The sequence below is a fragment of the Streptomyces sp. ATexAB-D23 genome (assembly GCF_000373645.1).
Taxonomy (GTDB): domain Bacteria; phylum Actinomycetota; class Actinomycetes; order Streptomycetales; family Streptomycetaceae; genus Streptomyces; species Streptomyces castrisilvae.
Genome location: NZ_KB892018.1, coordinates 1 through 17,021, shown reverse-complemented (window position 1 = coordinate 17,021; position 17,021 = coordinate 1). Strand labels below are relative to the sequence as shown.

At 69.6% G+C, this 17,021-nt stretch carries 17 protein-coding genes and 1 riboswitch; of the genes, 6 read left to right on the top strand and 11 right to left on the bottom strand.

Annotation, left to right across the window (positions count from 1 at the left end):
- Positions 1 to 18: 18 nt before the first annotated feature.
- The 9 genes from B082_RS0117920 to B082_RS0117880 form a co-directional block, all read right to left on the bottom strand.
- Positions 19 to 678: a trimeric intracellular cation channel family protein gene (locus B082_RS0117920; protein WP_018553194.1), complete on the bottom strand. Its 660-nt coding sequence runs from the start codon at positions 676 to 678 to the stop codon at positions 19 to 21.
- 18 nt (positions 679 to 696) lie between these two features.
- Positions 697 to 1,791 (bottom strand): dipeptide ABC transporter ATP-binding protein, encoded by a 1,095-nt coding sequence (locus B082_RS36275; protein ID WP_324608502.1) that lies wholly within the window; start codon positions 1,789 to 1,791, stop codon positions 697 to 699.
- A 47-nt stretch (positions 1,792 to 1,838) separates the two neighbouring features.
- Positions 1,839 to 2,927, bottom strand: a complete 1,089-nt coding sequence (locus tag B082_RS0117910; protein ID WP_018553192.1) for an ABC transporter ATP-binding protein — start codon at positions 2,925 to 2,927, stop codon at positions 1,839 to 1,841.
- Positions 2,924 to 3,934, bottom strand: a complete 1,011-nt coding sequence (locus B082_RS0117905) for an ABC transporter permease (RefSeq protein ID WP_018553191.1) — start codon at positions 3,932 to 3,934, stop codon at positions 2,924 to 2,926. Before B082_RS0117905 ends, B082_RS0117910 begins: the two co-directional genes overlap by 4 nt.
- 145 nt (positions 3,935 to 4,079) lie before the next feature.
- On the bottom strand, positions 4,080 to 5,798 hold the full coding sequence (locus B082_RS0117900; RefSeq protein WP_199783818.1) for an ABC transporter substrate-binding protein: 1,719 nt from the start codon (positions 5,796 to 5,798) through the stop codon (positions 4,080 to 4,082).
- Between the two features lie 120 nt (positions 5,799 to 5,918).
- Entirely contained in the window at positions 5,919 to 6,917 is a 999-nt protein-coding gene (locus B082_RS0117895; protein ID WP_018553189.1) for an ABC transporter permease, read from the bottom strand.
- Positions 6,918 to 7,380: 463 nt separating this feature from the next.
- Positions 7,381 to 8,163, bottom strand: a complete 783-nt coding sequence (locus tag B082_RS0117890) for an enhanced serine sensitivity protein SseB C-terminal domain-containing protein (RefSeq protein ID WP_026249912.1) — start codon at positions 8,161 to 8,163, stop codon at positions 7,381 to 7,383.
- A 174-nt stretch (positions 8,164 to 8,337) separates the two neighbouring features.
- The gene (locus tag B082_RS0117885) at positions 8,338 to 9,132 is read right to left on the bottom strand and encodes an enhanced serine sensitivity protein SseB (protein ID WP_018553187.1); all 795 of its coding nucleotides are present in this window, start codon (positions 9,130 to 9,132) and stop codon (positions 8,338 to 8,340) included.
- Between the two features lie 114 nt (positions 9,133 to 9,246).
- A complete protein-coding gene (locus tag B082_RS0117880) occupies positions 9,247 to 9,930 on the bottom strand; it encodes an AAA family ATPase (RefSeq protein WP_018553186.1) in 684 nt (227 codons plus the stop codon).
- A 183-nt stretch (positions 9,931 to 10,113) separates the two neighbouring features.
- Positions 10,114 to 10,207, top strand: a riboswitch (glycine riboswitch).
- Positions 10,208 to 10,352: 145 nt separating this feature from the next.
- Here B082_RS0117880 and gcvT point away from each other — a divergent pair.
- The 6 genes from gcvT (at position 10,353) to B082_RS0117850 (ending at position 15,582) form a co-directional block, all read left to right on the top strand.
- Positions 10,353 to 11,468 carry a glycine cleavage system aminomethyltransferase GcvT gene (gene gcvT, locus B082_RS0117875; RefSeq protein ID WP_018553185.1) on the top strand — a complete coding sequence of 372 codons (1,116 nt, stop codon included), beginning with the start codon at positions 10,353 to 10,355 and terminating at the stop codon, positions 11,466 to 11,468.
- 104 nt (positions 11,469 to 11,572) lie between these two features.
- A complete protein-coding gene (gcvH, locus tag B082_RS0117870) occupies positions 11,573 to 11,950 on the top strand; it encodes a glycine cleavage system protein GcvH (RefSeq protein WP_018553184.1) in 378 nt (125 codons plus the stop codon).
- Between the two features lie 20 nt (positions 11,951 to 11,970).
- The gene (glyA, locus tag B082_RS0117865) at positions 11,971 to 13,230 is read left to right on the top strand and encodes a serine hydroxymethyltransferase (RefSeq protein ID WP_018553183.1); all 1,260 of its coding nucleotides are present in this window, start codon (positions 11,971 to 11,973) and stop codon (positions 13,228 to 13,230) included.
- 156 nt (positions 13,231 to 13,386) lie between these two features.
- Positions 13,387 to 14,769 (top strand): L-serine ammonia-lyase, encoded by a 1,383-nt coding sequence (locus B082_RS0117860; protein WP_018553182.1) that lies wholly within the window; start codon positions 13,387 to 13,389, stop codon positions 14,767 to 14,769.
- 151 nt (positions 14,770 to 14,920) lie between these two features.
- Positions 14,921 to 15,193: a hypothetical protein gene (locus B082_RS39215; protein ID WP_026249911.1), complete on the top strand. Its 273-nt coding sequence runs from the start codon at positions 14,921 to 14,923 to the stop codon at positions 15,191 to 15,193.
- Positions 15,190 to 15,582, top strand: a complete 393-nt coding sequence (locus tag B082_RS0117850) for a type II toxin-antitoxin system VapC family toxin (RefSeq protein ID WP_018553180.1) — start codon at positions 15,190 to 15,192, stop codon at positions 15,580 to 15,582. The genes B082_RS39215 and B082_RS0117850 overlap by 4 nt, the downstream gene beginning before the upstream one ends.
- A gap of 177 nt (positions 15,583 to 15,759) precedes the next feature.
- On the opposite strand, the gene B082_RS39905 is transcribed toward B082_RS0117850, so the two are convergent.
- Both B082_RS39905 and B082_RS40405 read right to left on the bottom strand, forming a co-directional pair.
- Positions 15,760 to 16,092 carry a hypothetical protein gene (locus B082_RS39905; RefSeq protein WP_018553179.1) on the bottom strand — a complete coding sequence of 111 codons (333 nt, stop codon included), beginning with the start codon at positions 16,090 to 16,092 and terminating at the stop codon, positions 15,760 to 15,762.
- Positions 16,093 to 16,202: 110 nt separating this feature from the next.
- A partial coding sequence (locus B082_RS40405; RefSeq protein ID WP_037710410.1) for an RHS repeat-associated core domain-containing protein occupies positions 16,203 to 17,021 on the bottom strand: 819 nt, incomplete at its 5' end.

The following is a 17,021-nucleotide window of genomic DNA, read 5'->3' as shown; positions in this document are numbered from 1 at the left end:
TTTTGTTTCAGGAGGTCGTCACGCCTCGTCCGCCCGCGCCGAGCGCCGGTTGTAGGCGCGCGGGGCCCGCCAGTGGAAGCGGAGTGCCAGCAGCCGCAGCGCGAACGCGGTGATCACCGCCGCACCGCTGGTCAGGGCGTTGAGCGTGTCGAAGCGGATGCAGAGCGCGATCATGGCGGCCCCGACGATGGCGGGCACCGCGTACAGGTCACGGTCCCAGCGCAGCAGCGAGGGCACCTCGTTGGCCAGCACGTCCCGCAGCACGCCGCCGCCGACCGCGGTGGCTAGACCCAGCGCCGCCGACGAGGTGAGGCCGAGGCCGTAGTCGTACGCCTTCACCGTGCCGGTGACGCAGAACAGGCCGAGACCGGCGGCGTCGAAGACATTGACGCCGACCTGGATGCGCTCCACGTGCGGGTGCAGGAAGAAGACCAGGCCGGCGGCGAGCAGCGGGGTGGTGAAGTAACCCAGGTCCGTGAAGGCGGCCGGCGGCACCGCGCCGATGACCAGATCACGGAACAGCCCTCCGCCCAGCGCGGTCACCTCGGCGAGCACCGCGATGCCGAAGACATCGAAGTTCTTGCGTACGGCGAGCAGAGCGCCGGAGATCGCGAAGACGAAGATCCCGGCGATGTCGAGCGCATGCTGGACGGAGGGCGTGAACAGTTCGTTGAGCACCGGGCAATTGTGCCCGTACTACTCCTTCGGGCCGTCCTGGGGCGAATCCGGGGCCTCGGCGAGCACCTGCTGCCCGGGGGCCTGGTCCGGCGCGTTCTCCGGGTGGTGGCAGGCGACCTGGTGGCCGGTCCCCAGCGTGAGGAGCGGCGGCTCCTGCGTCTTGCAGATGTCCGTGGCCTTCCAGCACCGGGTGTGGAACCGGCAGCCGGAGGGCGGCGAGATCGGCGAGGGCACATCGCCCTTGAGCAGGATGCGCTCGCTCTTGAGCCCCCGGCGGCGCGGGTCCGGCACCGGCACCGCGGACATCAGGGCCTTGGTGTACGGGTGCATCGGCGCCGAGTACAGCGACTTGCGGTCGGCCAGCTCGACCACCTTGCCCAGGTACATCACCGCGATCCGGTCCGAGACATGGCGGATGACCGAGAGGTCGTGCGCGATGATCACATAGGTGAGCCCCAGCTCGGACTGGAGGTCGTCCAGCAGGTTCACCACCTGCGCCTGGATCGACACGTCCAGCGCGGAGACCGGCTCGTCGGCGACGACCAGCTTGGGGCGCAGGGCGAGCGCGCGGGCGATGCCGATGCGCTGGCGCTGCCCGCCGGAGAACTCGTGCGGGTAGCGGTTGTAGTGCTCGGGGCTGAGCCCGACCAGCGACAGCAGCTCCTGCACGTGGTTCTTGAGGCCGCCCTCGGGCTCGACCTTCTGGAGCCGGAAGGGCGCGCTGACGATCGTGCCGATGGTGTGGCGCGGGTTCAGCGAGGAGTACGGGTCCTGGAAGATCATCTGGACGTCGCGGCGCATCGGCCGCATCTGCCCCATGGACAGGTGCGTGATGTCGCGGCCCTCGAACTCGACCTTGCCGCCGGTCGGTTCGATCAGCCGGGTGATGAGCCGGCCCATCGTGGACTTGCCGCAGCCGGACTCCCCGACGACGCCCAGGGTCTCCCCCGGGTACACCTCGAAGTCGATGCCGTCGACGGCCTTGACCGCCCCGGTCTGCCGCTGGAAGAGGCCCTTGCGGATCGGGAAGTGCTTGACCAGCCCCTCGACCCTGAGCAGCGGCTCGCGCGGGCCGGTGGGCTGCTCCGGGATCTTCGCGTCCTTCTGCAGCACCGGGGCGTCCTTCTTCTCGCTCACATCGCTCACCTCACTCGCCTCGCTCACAGCTTCGGCGCAATCTCTTCGGTCCAGATCCGGGTCCGCTCCTCCGGCGCCATGTGGCAGGCCGAGAAGTGGCCGTCGCCGACCGGCTCCAGCTCGGGACGCGTCGTGCGGGTGAGGTTGTCCTTGGGGATGTCCGCGTACGGGCAGCGCGGGTTGAAGGCGCAGCCGCCGGGGACGTTGATCAGCGACGGCGGCTGGCCCTTGACGGGGATCAGCCGCTCGGTCTCCTCGCGGTCGATGCGCGGCATCGAGGTGAGCAGGCCCCAGGTGTACGGGTGCTGGGCCTCGTAGAAGACCTTCTCCGCCGGGCCGCGCTCCACGCACCGGCCGCCATACATCACGAGCAGGTCGTCTGCCATCTCGGCGACGACGCCCAGGTCGTGGGTGATCATGATGACGGCGGAGCCGAACTCCTTCTGCAGGTCCCGGATCAGGTCCAGGATCTGCGCCTGGACGGTGACGTCCAGGGCGGTGGTCGGCTCGTCGGCGATGAGCAGCTCCGGGTTGTTGACCAGGGCCATCGCGATCATCGCGCGCTGGCGCATGCCGCCGGAGAACTCGTGCGGGTAGGCGTCGGCCCGCTTGTGCGGCTCGGGGATGCCGACCCGGTCCAGCATCTCGACGGCCCGGGTGCGGGCGGTCTTCCTGCTGACCTTGTTGTGGACCCGGTAGGCCTCCACGATCTGCGCGCCGACCGTGAAGTACGGGTGCATCGCGGACAGCGGGTCCTGGAAGATCATGGCCATCTTGCGGCCGCGCAGCTCGCGCACCCGGTCGTCGGAGGCGCCGAGCAGCTCCTCGCCGTCCAGCAGGACCTCGCCGGAGATGCGGGCGTTGGGGGCGGTGCGGTGCAGGCCGAGGATGCCGAGCGAGGTGACGGACTTGCCGGAGCCGGACTCGCCGACGATGCCCAGGGTCCGGCCCGGCTTCACGTCGAAGCTGACGCCGTCGACCGACTTGACCAGGCCGTCGTCGGTCTGGAAGTGGATGCGCAGATCCCGTACGGAGAGGAAGGCCTCGTCGTCGCCGGCGCTCGGCGCGGGCGGCTGCCCGTCCGGCGTCGCGGTCTTGGAAAGCTCGGTCACGAGAGCCTCACCCTGGGGTCGATGGCGGCGTACACCAGATCCACCAGCAGATTGCAGATGACGATGAAGAAGGCGGCGACGAGCGTCACGCCCATGACGATCGGGAGGTCGTTCTCCTGCACGCTCTTGATGGCGTACTGGCCCATCCCGGGGAAGGAGAACACGGTCTCGGTGATGACGGCGCCGCCGATCAGCAGGCCGAAGTCCATGCCGAAGATGGTCACGATCGGGGTGAGCGCGGCCCGCAGACCGTGCTTGCCGATGACCCGGCTCTCCCTGAGGCCCTTGGCGCGGGCCGTACGGATGTAGTCCTCCCCCATCGTCTCCAGCATCCCGGCTCTGGTGATGCGGGCGTAGAGCGCGGAGTAGAGGAAGGCCAGCGAGCACCACGGGACGATCAGGTTCCAGGCCCAGTCCAGCGGGCTGTCCGTGAAGGGGACGTAGTTGATGCCCTCCCAGACGGGCCACTGCACGGTGAACACGCCCAGGGCCAGCATTCCGGTGAAGAAGATCGGCAGGGAGACACCGGCGAGCGCGACGCCCATGAAGAAGCGGTCCAGGAGCGAACCCCGCTTGAGCGCGGAGACGACACCGATCGCCACCCCGCTGAGCAGCCAGATCACGGCCGCGCCGACGGCCAGCGAGAAGGTGACCGGGATACGCGCGGTCAGCTCGGGCCAGACCTCGATGTGGTTCTTGAAGGAGTAGCCGAAGCACGGCACGCCGCAGTGCGAGACCTCGGGACCGAACGTGAAGTCGGCGCCGACGAAGATCTGCTTGAGGAAGTGCCAGTACTGGAGGTACAGCGGCTGATCCAGGCCGAGGTTCTCCTTGACCGCTTGGATGGACAGCGGGTTGGCGTCCTTGCCCACGTACTGGGCTGCCAGTTGATCCATCGTCTGCCCGGCGATCCGGGGGACGAGGAAGAAGATCGCGAAGGTGACTGCGCTGACGATCAGCAGCAGCAGCACCGCGCCGAAGACGCGTCGGATGATGTACGCAGCCACAGCTATCCGGCGCCGGTCTCCGCTCGCCGGGGGTGACCCCGGCGGTCGGACACGGTGCCTTCACCTGCCTTTCGGGACAAATCTGGGGGGTCCGGGGCCGCTCCCCGGGCCGTGCGTGCGCGCGGCCCGGGGAGCGGGACCGTTCCTACTTGGCGGAGCCCATCAGCACGTAGTCGTACATGCCGAGGTAGGCCTGGGTGACCGTGACGTTCGTCGCGGAGACCGGGCGCAGCAGCAGGTTCTTGCGGTAGATCAGCGGCACCGCGGTGGCGCCTTCGGCGACCGCCTTGTCGATCTCGCCCCACGTCTTCTCACGGGCGGCGGCGTCGGTGTTGGCGATGCCCTCGTCGAGCATCTTGTTGATCTTCGGGTCGTTCAGTTCGGCGATGTTGTTACCACCGGACGGCTTGATGGCCGAGCCGTTGATGATCTGGTCCAGGAAGCCGAAGCCGGTCGGCCAGTCCGCACCCCAGGCCATCATGATCATGCCGAGCTTGTTGGAGTGCACGTAGCTGGGGTTGCCCGCGAAGTTCTGGAAGTACTTGCCGGCCGGGAAGCTCTTGATGTCGGCGTTGATGCCGATCTTCTTGAGCGAGGCCTGCACCGCGGTGACCATGGCCATCTCGGCGGGGCGGTCGGAGCGGGCCGAGATCTTGGTGTCGAAGCCGTTCGGGTGGCCGCACTGCTTCAGCTCGTCCTTGGCCTTCGCCTCGTCGCCCTTGTGGCCGGCGGACTCGTACAGGTCGAACTTGCTGTAGCCGTTGACGGTCGGCGGCAGCAGCGTGGTGGCGACGTCACCCTTGGGGTCGCCACCCTGCGCGGCCTGGACCGACGCCTTGTCGATGCCCCACTGCACGGCCTTGCGGCAGTGGATGTTGTCGAACGGCTTCACGTTGACGTTCAGACCGAGGTACGAGGTGGCGCCCGCGTACGAGTTGTCGGTCTGCTTCTTCAGGTTCGGCTTGGTCAGCACGTCCGGCTGGGTCGCCGGGGCGACACCGGTGCCGGCACCGTCGACGGTGATGTTGTCGGCGATGAGGTTGCTGTCGACCGTCTCCTGCTTGACCTTGAAGCGGAGCGTGACCTTGTCCGGCAGGGCCGGGCGGATCGGGTCGGTCTTCTTGTCCCAGTTCGGGTTGCGCACGAGGGTCGCGCCGCGGCCGGCGTCGTACGACTCGAACTTGTACGGGCCCGAGGAGACGATGTGCTTGACGTAGTCGGCGCCCTTGTCCTTCGCGGCCGGCACGGGGGCCGTCTGCGAGTAGGTCGCCAGGTAGTCGAAGTCCGCGAAGGCGTCCTTCAGCTTGAAGATGATCGTGGAGTCGTCCGGCGTCTCGATGGAGGCGATGCCGTCCGGGTTCTTGTCCTTGTACGGGCCCTTGTACTTGTCGCCGCCCGCGAGGTGGGCCTTGAAGTACGTCGGGCCGTTGGACAGGGCCTCCGGCGCGAAGTTGGAGCGCTCGACGGCGTACTTGACGTCCTTCGAGGTGATCGGGGTCCCGTCCTCGAACTTGAGCCCCTTCTTCAGCGTGTACGTCCACGTCTTCGCGTCGGCGCTCGGCTTGCCGAGGCCCTCCGCGAGGTCCGGGACGATCTCCAGGCCGTCCTTGCCGGCAGCCGGCTTGAACGCCGTCAGGGTCCGGCCGTACAGGCGGGAGATGTTCTGCACCCAGCCGTAGTACGTGTTGCCCGGGTCGAGGGAGTCGGGCTCGTCCGACATCTCGATCTTGACGGTGCCACCCGCCTTGTCCGACGGGTTGACGATCGACGTCAGCGCGGCGTCAGTGGCACCCGAGCCGCCGTTGCCGCCCTTGCCGCCGCCGTTGTCGTCCTTGGAGCCGTTGCACGCGGACGCTCCCAGCATCAGGACCACAGCTGTGGCGACCACCGCTGTCGTTTTTCTGGTCTTCACCTGAGGACATTCCCCTCAATCGATGGTTGCCGTGACTTGTCGCCCGCCGTGGTGGCGAGCGCCCGGACTCTCCTACTTGCTACGGGGGTCGAGGGCATCACGCAGCCCGTCTCCCAGCAGGTTGAACGCCAGGACCGTGACGAAGATGGCCACGCCCGGCACGATCATGTACATCGGGTCGTTCCGGTAGAAGTCGATCGCGTTGGTGAGCATCCCGCCCCAGGAGGCCTGCGGCGGCGCGATACCGACACCGAGATAGCTGAGCCCCGCCTCGAAGAGGATGTTCGAGGGGATGAGCAGCGTGGAGTACACGAGGATGGGCGCCACCAGGTTCGGCAGCAGCTCCCGGAAGAGGATGAAGGGCCCGCGGGCGCCCAACGACCGCGCCGCTTCCACGAATTCGCGATTGCGCAGACTCATGGTCTGGGCGCGGACGATGCGGCCCATGTACGGCCAGCTGAAGAACCCGATCACGAAGATGAGGACCGCGATGCGCAGCGGCAGCCCTTCCAGGCCGAACGCCCCGTCCTGCAGCGCCGCCGAGATGGAGATCGCGAAGAGCAGCAGCGGGAAGGCGAGGAAGGTGTCCATCATGCGGCTGATGAGGGTGTCCACCCAGCCGCCGTAGAAGCCGGAGACGACGCCGAAGAAGACGCCGATCACGACGGAGAGCAGGGTCGCGCCGACGGCGACGACCAGGGAGACCCAGGAGCCCTCGATGACGCGGGTCATGATGTCCCGCCCGTACTGCGGCTCGACGCCCAGCGGGTGGCTCCAGCTGATGCCGCCCCAGTCGCCCTTGGGCGCGAGCAGCGCGGGGTCGATGAGTTCCTGGTGGAACTCGTTGGGATCCAGACCGAAGAGGGCCTGGATCGGCTTGGAGAGCACGGCGAGCAGGACCAGCAGGATGACAACGATGCCGCCGGCCACCGCCACCTTGTCGCGCTTGAAGCGCGACCAGGCGATCTGTCCGAGCGAACGGCCCTCGATCTGGCTCTGCTTGACTCCCGTGAGTACTGCCTCCGGCTGCGCCTCGGCAGCCGGTCCGGTGGTCTCGATCGGTGCGGTCACAGTGCCTCTGACCCCTCCCGCCGGCGGTGGCCGGCCCCTACTCGCCGCGGTGACGGCCTGGCGCGTGTCAGCCGCGGCGCTCGGTGCGGCTGAAGTGTTCGGTGTGGTGGACGCGTCGTAGTAAACGCGTTGACTCGTCCGCGAGATGTCCGCAGGGGCAACCCTGCACAAAAGACCGACGATCCTCACTAGCCGGGAGTCTTCAATGCCGTCGCGATCACCCGCCAGACCTGACGGGGAATGTTTGCTCAACCGTGATGCGGTCAGCGGGCTTCCGTTATCCGGACAGCCCTGCCGAGTGAGCGGACCACTCGGCCGCTAATCCACCAGAACGGACATGACGCCCAACAGGCGTGATGGGGTGGCTATTTGGGCGGTCCTGGACGTGACTTGTCCGGTCGCGGCCGCCTTTGTCCGCTCATGGCGGGGCGGAGGCGGGGGTGGTGACGGGGCGGGAGGCCGCTCAGTAGGCGTGCGGGGCCGGGCCCGGGGCCTGGGGGTATCCGTAGCCGGGCGCCGCGTGCGACTCCCGGTCGTAGAACGGCCGGGCGTTGGCGCGCAGCCACATCGTGACCGGGTCGTACTCGTCGGACATGGCGACCGTGGAGACGGGCAGCCCGTCCGGGACGGCGCCGACCGACTGCCGCATCATCGCGCGCACCGCGTCGACGGACGGCCGGCTCGTGTCGTACAGGTCGAGGCCGATGGCGAGGTACGGGACGCCGAGCGCGGGCTGCACCCAGGCGCGGCGCAGCGAGCGGATCGCGGGGGTGTGGTGGGCGTTCTGCGCGAGCTGGGCGTAGAACTGCGGGATCTCGACGGCGGGCTCGCTGATCCGCAGCGGCCCCGCGGGCATCCGGTCGAGGCCGGTGGCGATGCGGCGCAGGTCCAGCCAGGGGATGCCGACGCCGCCGCCGGGTGCGTGCGGGTTGAGCCAGATGCCCCAGTGGTCGGGGTAGAGAGTGCGGGCGATGTCGAGGCCGCCGACGATCTCGTGGTCCCGGTTCCAGCCACTGGCGGACAGCTCCTGGCCGGAGGTGACACAGGGGGCGTAGCCGAGGCCGTCGACCTCCATGTTGCCGTACTGGGCGTCGGGGGCGCCGGGGCGGCCGTGCCAGAGGAGCATCCAGACCCGGCCGGCCGCCAGCGCCTGGAGCAGTGCCTCGTACGCGTCGTAGCGGCCGGGCGTGACTTGGCGCAGCATGTGCTCCAACTGGCCCGCCGCCGCGGTGCCTGACGCACTCACCCTGGGTCCCGCCCCTCGTAGATCCTCTGTTTCGGCCTGCCGTCCCGGGGCACTCGGGTACGGCGCGGTGCCGTGTCGCCGGCCCTCGGCCACCGGACATCGGCCTTCAGCCATCAAACCAGCTTATGCGGCCGCACTGTCACCGGCTTGACGGCACGGGCCGCGTGCCCTCCCTCATCCCGTGAAGGCGCCGGGCTCCGGCGCTCCGGCGCGGGTGTAGAAGGGCCGCACCCTTTCGAGCATCCAGTCGGCGACCGGGTCCTGCGCCACGTCGAGCAGCACGAGGTTGACCGGCCAGGGCACCTCGACGCGGCCCAGCGCCCGGCCCAGCGCGTCCATGGGGGCGCTCTGCCCGGCGCCCTCCCAGGTGGAGAACTCGACGCCGACGAAGAGGACGGGGTCGCCGCCCTCGATGCTGGCGAGGGCCCGGCGGGCGGTGCGCACGACGCCGCTCTCCTCGAACTCGCCGGCCGCCGCGGCCAGGAAGTCGACGGGCTCCTCCTTCCAGTCCGGCTCGTACAGCCGGACCCTGCCGCCGCCGGCCGGGCCGTCGAGCGGGGTTCGTCCGGCCCTGCAGAGTTCGGCGACCGCGGGTGGAGGCAGTGGCATGCCGACGGCGCCGCCCGGGTTCACCGCGATGCCGAGCTGCGGGGGCAGGCCGCGGGCGAAGTCGCGGGCCGGGGCCACGGCGAACGACATGTGCGCGCCGACGCAGGCGAGGAACTGCTGCTCGGAGCTGAACACGGGGACGTACGCGGCGCCGTCGATCTCCAGCGTGGGCAGGTCGAGGTCGCGGGATTCGGGCCCGCCGCCGCTCGGCAGGGGCACCCAGACGCTGCTGCGCCCGAGCACCTCCACGAGGCGGCCGCCCGCCTCCGGGACGCCGAGCGAGGCGCCCAGGACCTCTTCGAGTTCATTGGCCGGCCATCCGCCCTGCGGCTGGCTCCCCGCCTGTGCCGGAATGTCCACTGGTTCCCTCTCTCGCCCCGATGCCGTGCAGCACGAGGTTAGGGCCTGTGCCGGGGCGCGCCGTCCCGTACCCCCCGCCGGGTGGCTACTGTCCGGCCTTTGGACGGTCCGCGCTCAGCCGTCGCTCTGTGCAGGTGCGAACGTGATCCGTGTCAGGAGCCGGGCCGCTTCGCGGTCCAGCAGCACGACGGAGGCGCAGCCGCGCGGCAGCAGACCGGCCCCGCTGTCCCGCAGCAGCCGGCCCACCGCCCCGCGGTGCCGGGCGAAGGCGTATCCGGAGACGCCGCGTCCCCGCGCGCGCTGCCCCTCGCGGGCGGTCTGCGGGGTGACGTCGAGCAGGATCAGGTGCAGGGCGCGGCCGCGCCGGCGGGCGTGGCGGGCGAGCCGGGCACGGACCCAGGCCTGGGTGCCGCAGTCGTGCACCACGACGGATGCCCCCGAGCGCAGCACCCGGCGCAGGCCCCAGTAGTGGGCGAGGCGGACGAGCGGGCGGTAGAGGAGGTAGGGCACCGCGCGGGGCAGCCGGGCCGCCCAGCGGTCCCGGGTGTCCTGGGAGTCGACGGCGCGGTCCGGGGCGGCGCGGGCGATCAGCGTGGTCTTGCCGCTGCCGGGCAGTCCGGAGACCACCACGATGTCCCCTTCGGCAAAGCGCAGGCCGCGCGGGGCGCGCCCGGCCCGGCCGCGCAGATCACGGACGACGGGGGCGCATAACGCCGCCGCGCGGCGGGTGTGCGGGCCCGGCTGCGCGGGCAGCGCGTCGTCCGTGAGCCCTGCGGTCGTCGCGTACCGCAACGTCATCGCCTCCCCCTGCCGAACGGCCGACGCGTGCACGGCCGGTACCTACCCCGGAAGTGTAAAGAAAAGGTAATGCGACACAACCGTGCGACCCGCCGGAAGGCATCGGGAAACGGCATCGGTCCCGGCGCCCCGTTCCTCCCGGACGCGTGCGATGATGACCCCGCCAACTGCATACAGGCCGCTTGAATCCGCGCGGGAGAGTCCCGGTCACCGTGCCGGGCGCCGAAGGAGCAAGATCCTCCCTTGAATCTCTCAGGCCCCGTACCGCGTGGATGAGGCAGATCTGAAAAGCGAGCCGCCCAGCGGCTCCACCCAAGGTGCAAGCCGAACCGAACCCCTGTGGGGTCTCTCGGCGAACCTCTCAGGTTCCGATGACAGATGGGGAGGATCGTCCTCGTCGTCATGCCCTGGGAGCCCCGTCCATGAGCACCACCCCTCGCCTCACCGCCCTCGACGTATTGCATCGCTCGCTGGGCGCCACGATGACCGACTTCGCGGGCTGGGACATGCCGCTGCGCTACGCCAGTGAGCGCGACGAGCACAACGCCGTGCGGACGAGGGCCGGCCTCTTCGACCTCTCCCACATGGGCGAGATCACGGTCACCGGGCCCGGCGCCGTGGCGCTGCTGAACCACGCGCTGGTCGGCAACATCGGCACCGTCTCGGTGGGCCGGGCCCGCTACACGATGATCTGCGCCGAGGACGGCGGCATCCTGGACGACCTGATCGTGTACCGCCTCCAGGAGGAGGAGTACATGGTCGTCGCCAACGCCGGCAACGCGCAGCTCGTCCTCGACACGATCACCGAGCGCGCCGCCGGCTTCGACGCCGAGGTGCGCGACGACCGCGACGCGTACGCGCTGCTCGCCGTCCAGGGCCCCGAGTCCGCCGCGATCCTCGCCTCCGTGACCGACGCGGACCTGGACGGCCTGAAGTACTACGCCGGGCTGCCCGGCACGGTCGCCGGGGTGCCCGCGCTGATCGCCCGGACGGGCTACACCGGCGAGGACGGCTTCGAGCTGTTCGTCGCCCCCGCCCAGGCCGAGGAGCTGTGGAAGGCGCTCACCGAGGCCGGTGCCTCGCGCGGTCTGATCCCGTGCGGGCTCTCCTGCCGCGACACGCTGCGCCTGGAGGCGGGCATGCCGCTGTACGGGCACGAGCTGACGACCTCGCTGACCCCGTTCGACGCCGGGCTCGGCCGGGTCGTGAAGTTCGAGAAGGAGGGCGACTTCGTCGGCCGCAAGGCGCTGGAGGCCGCCGCCGAGCGCGCCGAGACCGCCCCGCCCCGCAAGCTCGTCGGCCTGGTCGCCGAGGGCCGCCGGGTGCCGCGCGCCGGCTTCCCGGTCGTCGCGGACGGCCAGGTCGTCGGCGAGGTCACCTCGGGCGCCCCGTCGCCCACCCTGGGCAAGCCGATCGCCATGGCGTACGTCGACGCCGCGCACGCCGCACCGGGCACCGCGGGCGTCGCCGTGGACATCCGGGGCACCCACGAGCCGTACGAGGTCGTGGCGCTCCCGTTCTACAAGCGCCAGAAGTAGAACCGTAGGACGCGCACCGGGCGCCGCCCGACGTGACGCAGTCCCGTCTCACACCGTAAGACCACGTTCATCAGCACTCCCCCGCGTACAGGAGAATTCAGGTCATGAGCAACCCCCAGCAGCTGCGGTACAGCAAGGAGCACGAGTGGCTGTCGGCCGTCGAGGACGGTGTGGCCACGATCGGCATCACGGAGCACGCGGCCAACGCGCTCGGTGACGTCGTCTTCGCCCAGCTCCCCGAGGTCGGTGACACGGTGACCGCGGGCGAGACCTGCGGCGAGCTGGAGTCGACCAAGTCGGTCAGCGACCTGTACTCGCCGGTGACCGGTGAGGTCACGGCCTCCAACCAGGACGTCGTGGACGACCCGTCGCTGGTGAACTCCGCTCCGTTCGAAGGCGGCTGGCTGTTCAAGGTACGCGTCGCGGAGGAGCCGAAGGACCTGCTCTCCGCCGACGAGTACACCGAGTTCTCCGGCAACTAAAGACCCCAAGGGACCACCTGATGTCGCTTCTCAACTCCTCCCTCCACGAGCTGGACCCGGACGTCGCCGCCGCCGTCGACGCCGAGCTCCTCCGCCAGCAGTCCACGCTCGAAATGATCGCCTCGGAGAACTTCGCTCCCGTCGCCGTCATGGAGGCGCAGGGCTCCGTCCTGACCAACAAGTACGCCGAGGGCTACCCCGGCCGCCGCTACTACGGCGGCTGCGAGCACGTCGACGTCGTCGAGCAGATCGCGATCGACCGCATCAAGGCGCTCTTCGGCGCCGAGGCCGCGAACGTCCAGCCGCACTCCGGTGCGCAGGCCAACGCCGCCGCGATGTTCGCGCTGCTCAAGCCGGGCGACACCATCATGGGCCTGAACCTGGCGCACGGCGGTCACCTGACCCACGGCATGAAGATCAACTTCTCCGGCAAGCTCTACAACGTGGTCCCGTACCACGTGGACGACGCCGGTGTCGTGGACATGGCCGAGGTCGAGCGCCTCGCCAAGGAGTCCAAGCCGCGGCTGATCGTCGCCGGCTGGTCCGCCTACCCGCGCCAGCTGGACTTCGCCGCCTTCCGCCGCATCGCGGACGAGGTCGGCGCGTACCTGATGGTCGACATGGCGCACTTCGCCGGTCTGGTCGCCGCGGGCCTGCACCCCAACCCGGTGCCGCACGCCCACGTCGTCACCACCACCACGCACAAGACCCTCGGCGGTCCGCGCGGCGGGGTGATCCTCTCCACCCAGGAGCTCGCCAAGAAGATCAACTCGGCGGTCTTCCCGGGTCAGCAGGGCGGCCCGCTGGAGCACGTGATCGCGGCCAAGGCGGTCTCGTTCAAGGTCGCGGCGGGCGAGGAGTTCAAGGAGCGCCAGCAGCGCACCCTGGACGGCGCCCGCATCCTGGCCGAGCGCCTGGTGCAGCCCGACGTCACCGAGGTGGGCGTCTCCGTGCTCTCCGGCGGCACGGACGTGCACCTGGTCCTGGTCGACCTGCGCAACTCCGAGCTGGACGGCCAGCAGGCCGAGGACCGGCTGCACGAGCTGGGCATCACGGTCAACCGGAACGCCATCCCGAACGACCCGCGGCCGCCGATGGTCACCTCGGGCCTGCGGATCGGCACCCCGGCCCTGGCCACCCGCGGTTTCCGGGCGGAGGACTTCACCGAGGTCGCGGAGATCATCGCCTCCGCCCTCAAGCCGTCCTACGACGCGGACGACCTGAAGGCGCGGGTCGCGAAGCTCGCCGAGAAGTTCCCGCTGTACCCCGGTCTGAACTAGCCGGACCAGCACATTTGCGTGTCCGGGAGGGGCACCACGCACACTGAACAGTGAGCGCGGTGCCCCATCCCTTGTCCCCGCTCTTCGAGCCGCGATCCGGCCCGTACCGCACCACCCGGCAGACAACGGCGTCTACCACATCCTTAGGAGTCACCCGTGGCCATCTCGGTCTTCGACCTGTTCTCGATCGGCATCGGCCCGTCCAGCTCCCATACGGTCGGCCCCATGCGCGCGGCCCGTATGTTCGCGCGCCGGCTGAAGAACGAGGGCCTGCTCGCCCACACCGCCTCGGTCCGCGCCGAGCTGTTCGGCTCCCTCGGCGCCACCGGCCACGGCCACGGCACCCCCAAGGCGGTCCTGCTCGGCCTGGAGGGCGAGTCCCCCCGTACGGTCGACGTCGAGACGGCCGACGCCCGGGTCGAGGCGATCCGTTCCACCGGCCGGCTCAGCCTCCTCGGGATGCACGAGATCGACTTCGACGCGGACGAGCAGCTGATCCTGCACCGCCGCAAGGCGCTCCCGTACCACGCGAACGGCATGACCGTCTTCGCGTACGACGCCGAGGGCGCCCCGCTCCTGGAGAAGACGTACTACTCGGTCGGCGGCGGCTTCGTCGTGGACGAGGACGCCGTGGGCGAGGACCGGATCGTGCTCGACGACACGGTCCTCAAGCACCCCTTCCGCACCGGTGACGAGCTGCTGCGCCTCGCCCGCGAGACCGGCCTGTCGATCTCCTCGCTCATGCTGGAGAACGAGCGCGCCTGGCGCACCGAGGACGAGATCCGCTCCGGCCTCCTGGACATCTGGCGCGCCATGCAGGCGTGCGTCTCGCGCGGCATGTCCCGCGAGGGCATCCTGCCCGGCGGCCTCAAGGTCCACCGCCGCGCCGCGAAGACCGCCCGCCAGCTGCGCGCGGAGGGCGATCCGCAGACGCACGCCATGGAGTGGATCACCCTCTACGCGATGGCGGTCAACGAGGAGAACGCGGCGGGCGGCCGTGTGGTCACCGCCCCGACGAACGGCGCGGCCGGCATCATCCCGGCCGTCCTGCACTACTGGATGAACTTCGCCGCGGGCGGCTGCACGGAGGCCGAGAAGGAGGACGGCATCGTCCGCTTCCTGCTGGCGGCCGGCGCGATCGGCATGCTGTTCAAGGAGAACGCCTCCATCTCCGGCGCCGAGGTCGGCTGCCAGGGCGAGGTCGGCTCCGCCTGCTCCATGGCCGCCGGCGCCCTCGCCGAGGTCCTGGGCGGCTCCCCCGAGCAGGTCGAGAACGCCGCCGAGATCGGTATGGAGCACAACCTGGGCCTGACCTGCGACCCGGTCGGCGGCCTCGTCCAGATCCCGTGCATCGAGCGCAACGGCATGGCCGCGGTCAAGGCCGTCACCGCGGCGAAGATGGCGCTGCGCGGCGACGGCAACCACAAGGTCTCCCTCGACAAGGTCATCAAGACCATGAAGGAGACCGGGGCGGACATGTCCGTCAAGTACAAGGAGACCGCCCGCGGCGGGCTCGCGGTGAACATCATCGAGTGCTGACCGCACAGGCCCTGACCAGCGCGTTCGCTTCTTCCAGCACTGTCAGGGCCTGAAGTTGGCGACACTTGCGCAGCGATGGATACCCCCTCCGGCACACCCGCTCGGAGTATCACCCCCATCCATTAACAAGAGTTTTATTAAACTCGGCCCCATGGCTACCTATCAGGCGCCCGGCGCAGGGCCCGTCCGGCCCGTATCGGTCTCTCTCCACGAAGGCACCATCGCTGCCCTCAAGGCACGTACGGGCAAACGAGGCATGTCCGCCTACGTCGAGACCCTCATCCAGCGCCAACTGGAACGGGACCGACTCCGCGAGCTCATCGAAGACGCTGAAGCGGAACACGGCCCGGTCGATCAGGCGGCGGCCGACGCCAAACGTGCCATTCTCCGCGGCGACGCCGCGGGCTCGGTGGACGCTGCGTGAACGGCACGCTCGTCCTGGACTGCGAAGGCCTGTCCAGACTGGTTCGACGCACGCCCGAGATCACCGAGTGGCTGGCCGCGGCCGAAGCCGAGGACATCCGCGTCGTCATCAGCTCCGTCACCCTCGTCGAGGCACAAGACCCCAGGGTCAACCAGGCCCGCTTCGACTACGCAGTCTCCCGCGTGAACATCATCCCGCCCACCGAAGCCATCGCCCGCCATGCGAGCAAGCTCCTGGCCACGGCCGGGCTGCACGGCCACAAGTACGCCCTCGACGCCATCGTGGCCGCCACCGCACTCACCTCGGCGGCCCCTGCGACCGTCCTGACATCGGATCCCGAAGACCTCCTGATGCTCTGCGGCCCCAGCGTCCGCGTAATCAAGGTCTGACCCGAGGCCGCGACTCGGCCCACCTCTTGTGCGAATCAGAGCGCTGCGCGGAAGACCTCGGGCGGCAGCCCTCCTCGGCCGACGGGGACCTGCTTTGAAGCGCGATCGCTTCTTCCAGCGCCGTCAGGGCCTTCCCCGCTCACCCAACGGACAGTCCCTGGGATCTCTGCGGGACGGTCACTGTTCCAGTTCCGCCGCGCGTTCCTTGAGTTCCTCGGCGAACGCGTCCCAGTCGGGTCCGAAGCACAGCAGGTCGGCGGCCGCTTCCCGGAGCAGTCGCGGGTCATCGGGACGTTGCAGGCAGGCCAGGCGGTAGGCGAGATTCCGCGCCCAGGGCGGCAGCGCCATCCAGTCCTCGGCCAGGAGCTCTCGAAGCATGGTGAGGATCTCGTCGGCCGTCGCGAAGGTGAGCTTCTCGACGAAATCGCGGGTGGCTTCGTTGATCTGCCGGCTGTCGGCGCTGTCGATGGCCCGGCTGAGGCTCCTGGCAGCGAGGGTCGGGTCGGGCACTGTGCGCTTCTCCTAACGGGTTTCACCGATGTTCCGGACGGCGGCGGCGTCCGTTGGCGGGACAGGCGCCCAGACCTTAGCAGTCAGTTTGCAACTCGATGAACCGCTCACTACGGGTTCAGCCAGTAGGTGGACAGCTGATAGGCACCGTCGGGCCGGTGAATGACCCGATAGCCGAAGTTGTGTCCGTCCAACTGCACGGACCTGTCGAGCGGGCCGGTGAACTCGGGGGTGCCGGGACGAGGGACGCTCCCGCCGTCTCTCATGTACGCGTACACATCGGAAACGATCGCTCGTTCGATCCGGTCCGGGCCCAAGTTGGTGGAGCTCGGAGTGTTTGTAATCCCGCCCGGCCCAGTGTGCTCACGGGCATAGCCGTGACCGGTATTGAAGTGCCATTGGTCGTCGCCGACCATCGCCGAGCGTTTGAGGTCCTGTCCCTCACCCTTGGATGTGTACTCGCCAACGGCCGGACCGTCGCCCGGGTAGTCCGGCGCCAAGCCCAAGGAGTCGGCCCAGGTGCAGGGGTTGTCCACGTATGTGACGGGGTTGGGCGCCGGCGCCAGCCCCAGCGGGTCCGGGGAGGCGTAGCGGCCGGTCTCCGGGTCGTAGTGGCGGAAGACGTTGTAGTGGAGGCCGGATTCCGGGTCGTAGTACTGGCCGGGGAAGCGGAGGGGGGTGTACGTGGTGCTGGTGCGGGGCCAGGCGGTGGTGCCCCAGAGGGTGGCGCGGGCGCGCCAGGCGGTGTGGCCGGTTTCGTCGATGAGTTCGGTGGGGGTGCCGATGAGGTCGGTGGCGATGGCGAAGAAGCGGCGGTCGATCTCGGTCTGGCGGTCGTCGGCGGTGAGGATGCGTTCGGTCTGGGACAGCGGGGCCGGGCCGTGGTGGTCCCAGGTGAGGGCGACGGTGTGGGGGGTGTCGGGCTGGTG